The following is a 4787-nucleotide window of genomic DNA, read 5'->3' as shown; positions in this document are numbered from 1 at the left end:
ACGAAAATATCGTCGACCATTGCTGCTTCGCCTGGAACCTCCTCATTGATCAGCCCTGGCGCATCATGACAATCGGACTTCGCCAATGGGCGCACAGGTTCTGATCAGAGAGTCTTGGTATAAATGGTGCGATCAGCGGGTCCCGGGCAAGTGCAGCGGCCAGGGCGTTGCCGTCGCTGCCCTGGGGAAGAACGCCCGCCCGCCTGTGCCCATCGATACGAACGGGATGATGGGTCCCTAAATGCTCGACAAGCGGAATGCGCCCAAGAAGGCAGCGCGCGCGCGTATCCTTCAGGTCGGCAAGCAGCCGCAAATCGATCCGCTCGTCTTTGGCTTTTTCCACCTTTGGGCGGGCGCGCGCATGGCTGCCCAGAACCCACAGCCATCCATCGTCCGCACTTAAACCCTCTAAATCTACTTCTTGGTCCGGATCGGCTAAGGGCAGTAAATCGCCCAGACTGAACTGCGCGTGCTCGCTCCAATCGCCCGTGGCCGATCGGCTCAAGCGATCGATATCGGCATGTTCATCTGCGCCAAGAAAAAGGCTATTGCCGACCCGCGTGCCCGCAGAAAAGTTTCGAAGCGCTTTCTTCTTCTTGCCTTTGCCAAATTGAAGGACAATCCGCTCGATAGGCACAGCCGGTGCGCTCCAACTGCTCGACCAAATGTCATTCATCGTACAATCCTTGGGGCAAGATATTCGGGCCGCTCTCAGTCCGTCGCGTCGACAGGAAAATGCACTGCACCCGCTGCGCTACTTGGAAAAATTTGGCTTCGTGACCTTAATTCGGCGATACTTGGCCTCGATCAGGCTGAACAGACCGAAGAGGGCCAAGCCAAAGGCAACTACCCCTAAAAGAACAGCGCCATAATCCTGCGCCCGCAATTGCTTCAGCGCCTCTCCCAGACCACCCGCCCGGTCCGCATCGTGATTGAGCGCGGCCGAAATTACGAACCAGCTAATCAGGGCGAATATCAAGGCGCGGGCGGCATATCCTAAGCGTCCGATCCAACGCACATAGTCGGGCGCAGGAACATCCCCGTCTAGCTCGTCGAATCGCGCCTTGTACGCCTTCAGTGCCTGCGCGGCCGCAACAACAAAAAGTAGCATCCCAACAAAGACCAGGAGGAACGTGCCGCCTGGCTGTTCCAGCAACCAGGCCGACCAGCTTTCCGCACTCTGATCGCCCGGGCTGCCTTCCTGCGCGGACGACTGTTTGAGCGCGAGCCGTGCCGCCGCAGTAGCAAGCACGAGGTGGGTAAGCCCGCTTAAGGCATATCCCACGCGTTCGAACTTGCCCTTATGATCGCGGCTGCGGTTCTCGGGGTCTGTAATCGCCTCGGTCAATCGCCAAACGGCATAGCCAGCGAACCCCAGCGCGCAAATCCCGAGCAAAATATGTCCTAGCGGGGCGTTGGCTAATGCACCCAATGCACCCTGGTTGTCCGTGGGTTGGCCGCCGTTGACCGCAACGTCCAGCGCGAACCAGCCAATCAGTACATATACCAGGCCGCGCGCCGCAAAGCCGATACGCGCAAATAAGGTCATCCGTTCATTGTAATTCATGCCGCCCTCCAGAAGGTGGGAAATGCGCGGTTACTGTGTCCGTTCCCTCCAACCGTAACTGTCGCCGCCAAATCACCTGCTTCAAGTGGTCGCCATTTGTGCTACGTCGCTGCTGACCGTTCGGGTTCCGTTCACGAGCAAAACCGACTTATTGCCGCTTCCGCTCGCTCTCGCTGGGCATATCCAGCTGCACACCGCTGTCTTGGTCAGCCACCAAATCCAGCCGGCTGGCCGCACCCGCTGCCCTATTGGCCGCGCGCTGGCCCGGCACCGGCACAGCTGCCGGGCCTGGCCCCGATGGTCGGCCCATCCCTTGCGATGGAAGCGCCACATAAGCCGTGCGGATTGCCCCAATCCACGCATCCGCCACTGCCAATGCCAGACGGTTGAAACGCCGGAAACCATGAGCTTGAGGTTACCCCATGTCCGTGCACGGGATCAAAATCGTGCTGCTTTGCGACTTCGTCGCCGAGATATCCCGAGGTGCAGCTCGACGCGCAGTGGTGAGCATCATGCGAGATCGAGCGGGCGTCGCATAGAGGCACCAAGGGCGGCGGCTAGGTTCCGCAAGCTATGCTCGCGCGCAAAAACCTGTGTGTTGAGATCGAGTAGAATGCTCCCAGTCGCCAAGCCTTTGTGCACCAATGGCCTTTTGTCTTCTTCGGCAGGGGCCTGGTCGCGCACCGCCAGATCGGCATGCTTCTTACTCACCGGCTCTTCTCGAAGGAACCGCATGGGATTCAGAGCGTCTTTGCTCTATGGATGGCGCGCTCACCCTCTTTCTCGTGATCTTTGGATGCAGCGACGATATGTCGCGATGTCAGCGCATCGACACGCCGCCAACAACCTTCGCATCTGCTTCAATCTGTAATTCCCAAGAAGCTGCGGCCCTGGCGACCAAGGAAGCCATGTCGGCAGATTACCCAACCATCATTGCCAGATGCGTCAATGGTAAACAGCTGGCAGCCTGGGGCCTGAAGACGATCGATATGAGCAATCTTTTGCGCTAAGTGGGCGGTCGCCGCCCAAGGAGTTGCAGGGCTTGGATTCTGAACCACGCCCGTAAATGATAGCGAGACGCCGCTGACCGGCGACTCCATCCAACCCTAAAGCCTCGCGCTTTCGTTCTTCCTAGCGGCTCCGCTCCGCAATATACTGTTCGGCGCGGCAGTAGCATGGCTTCCCCGGCGGAAAGTTGCGGAAAAAAAAGGGCCGGTCCGCAGATCAGCCCGATAAGTTTTAGGAGAGGATGCCTGAAAGGCACGCTCCTTTTGTCCGGCCCGCAGGCATGCGGCAAATGCTAAGTACAGCGTGGCGATTGCGTTATGGACAATCGCTCAATTGGGGGCGCCTCGTAGGTGTTGTTTTAATGTGTTGTGCCAAGTCTAAGTGGAGATAGGCCGGATCGAACCCGCACAACTTCCTAATCTTCTCAACACCGACAAATGCCACACGGCCCGAGCGAAACGAAAACAGATTTTCGTTCCTAAACTGCTTCATCACGCGGTTTACGTGCACCGACGTAAGGCCCACAGCGTCGGCGATTACCTCTTGGGTCAGGGGGCAATCGAAACCGGTCTCATCAGCCAATCCTAAGATGCTCAACCGTACATGCAATTCGCAGATCAGCCATGCGACGCGATTATAGGCGTTCCGCCGACCGACATTGGCAAGCCAGGCTCGGAGCAATCTCTGCTCTAAAAGCGACCCAGACAAAATGGACTGCATTTGATCAAAAGGCTGCGCAAACCCTAATGGTCCTTCAATCGATATGGGCTTCACGAGCGACGGGGTTAACGTACAGACGCTGTAGTCGATCAGCGTACCATGCATCGGGGTGCTCTCGCACACGTCGCCCGGCAAGAGGAACGCGCTGATCTGGCGCTTGCCATCTTTCATTATGTTGTAACGACATGCCCAGCCCATATGCATCACGTGAACACAATCGAGTGGGGCGCCTTCTTTAATAATGGTGGCGTTTGCCTCCAAAAATAAGGCGCCCGACAATGCGTCATTAGGAGGGCCGTGATTCTTTCGAGCATGCAGATGCCCAAGATCACCAGCGGGGGTAGCCCGTAGATGCATAACACCTCACAATATTTGTTACGCCCGCAAACGTCCGCTCCCTGAAATGGTTTCCTGCTCACAGGCCATATCCATTTGATAGCGACAACGCCGGCCTACGGCTCTGCAACCGGCTCAACCAATCCACCTCGGCGCGGTCCAGCTCCTCGAAACAGTTACCCTCCGCCACGCCATCCTGCTACCGCTTCCGCAGTTCCTCTGGTGTCTTGCTGGCACGAAACCGGGTTAGGATTTGGTCGACTGGGCCAAGCTGCCAATCAGTCGTGCTGCTTGTCTGGTTCCGCAACTACGCACTGAAGCCTCGCCTAGTTTGTTAGTGTCCATGAGGCCCCCCGATTGCTCGAACCATCACCAGCCAAGATATTTCGGCAGTGATCGGCTGGAAGATGGGAACTGCTTTTCAGTGTCGGACGTGAACTTACGTGCAGGTTGTCCATTGCAATGCGTTCGGTCTTTAAACGCGCATTATGGAAGACGCAGTCACACTTTTGCTCGTCGAGGATGAGCCACTGTTGCAGAATATCATGGTGGCTGGGCTGGAAGACGCTGGATTTCGCGTCGTCACCGCTGCCGATGGGGCAACCGCATCGAAATCCTTTCATGCTAACGCGGATGAAATCGCCGCGTTGATAACCGACGTGCGTCTGGGCGCAGGTCTGGACGGCTGGGAGGTTGCGCGGCGTGCACGACAAATGAGGCCAGAATTGCCAGTTGTGTACATGACCGGCGATAGTGCCGCAGACTGGGCGGCCAAGGGAGTGCCCAAGAGCGTTTTGCTTCAGAAGCCGTTTGCGATCCAACAGGCCGTTATTGCCGTTGCGACCCTGTTGAATGAGGCTAGCAGCACGATCACTCATAACAGCTAAACGACCGGAGAATTGGGCTCGGCATAGCTGATCGCGACCAGTAATAGAGGCCCCGCCAGCATGTTCTGGCGAAGCGTCTGGACAGTTTGGGCAGGCACCTGCGCCGGAAAGGGACCTTGAGCGCATTGTTCAGATGGTCACGGACGCCTGTAGAGGGCGGTGACAAACCAGGCCAATGGAACGCCAGCGATTTGCTGAGCGTGGCGGTTTAAAAACCAGCCATCGGATAGGTTGCTCCTTTTAAGGGGGGTGGCCGGGGATGTTTGCCG

Annotated in this window: 4 protein-coding genes and 1 pseudogene; 2 read left to right on the top strand and 3 right to left on the bottom strand. The window is 57.4% G+C overall.

The window, feature by feature from the left end; translation table 11 throughout:
- Positions 1-127: 127 nt before the first annotated feature.
- Together HHL08_RS24950 and HHL08_RS24945 are read right to left on the bottom strand one after the other, a co-directional pair.
- Positions 128-676: pseudogene (locus HHL08_RS24950) on the bottom strand (DUF3616 domain-containing protein); the annotation flags it as partial.
- Positions 677-754: 78 nt separating this feature from the next.
- A complete protein-coding gene (locus HHL08_RS24945; protein WP_169575548.1) occupies positions 755-1567 on the bottom strand; it encodes a DUF1206 domain-containing protein in 813 nt (270 codons plus the stop codon).
- Positions 1568-2325: 758 nt separating this feature from the next.
- On the opposite strand from HHL08_RS24945, the gene HHL08_RS24940 reads away from it, so the two are divergent.
- Entirely contained in the window at positions 2326-2577 is a 252-nt protein-coding gene (locus HHL08_RS24940) for a hypothetical protein (protein ID WP_169575547.1), read from the top strand.
- A 313-nt stretch (positions 2578-2890) separates the two neighbouring features.
- Here the strand turns inward: HHL08_RS24940 and HHL08_RS24935 are convergent, their stop codons facing one another.
- On the bottom strand, positions 2891-3556 hold the full coding sequence (locus HHL08_RS24935) for a Crp/Fnr family transcriptional regulator (RefSeq protein WP_169575546.1): 666 nt from the start codon (positions 3554-3556) through the stop codon (positions 2891-2893).
- Positions 3557-4119: 563 nt separating this feature from the next.
- Here HHL08_RS24935 and HHL08_RS24930 point away from each other — a divergent pair.
- Complete coding sequence (locus HHL08_RS24930) at positions 4120-4518, top strand: response regulator (RefSeq protein WP_169575545.1); 399 nt, start codon at positions 4120-4122, stop codon at positions 4516-4518.
- Positions 4519-4787 lie beyond the last annotated feature (269 nt).

The sequence above is a fragment of the Sphingobium psychrophilum genome, assembly GCF_012927105.1.
GTDB classification, from domain to species: domain Bacteria; phylum Pseudomonadota; class Alphaproteobacteria; order Sphingomonadales; family Sphingomonadaceae; genus Sphingobium; species Sphingobium psychrophilum.
Note: the sequence above shows the minus strand (reverse complement) of the source record. Positions and strands in the feature narration are given on the sequence as shown.

Bases quoted from the DNA above. Each gene is read 5' to 3' on its own strand.
- HHL08_RS24940 (WP_169575547.1), top strand. From the start codon at position 2,326: ATGGATGGCGCGCTCACCCTCTTTCTCGTGATCTTTGGATGCAGCGAC.
- HHL08_RS24945 (WP_169575548.1), bottom strand. From the start codon at position 1,567: ATGAATTACAATGAACGGATGACCTTATTTGCGCGTATCGGCTTTGCG.
- HHL08_RS24930 (WP_169575545.1), top strand. From the start codon at position 4,120: ATGGAAGACGCAGTCACACTTTTGCTCGTCGAGGATGAGCCACTGTTG.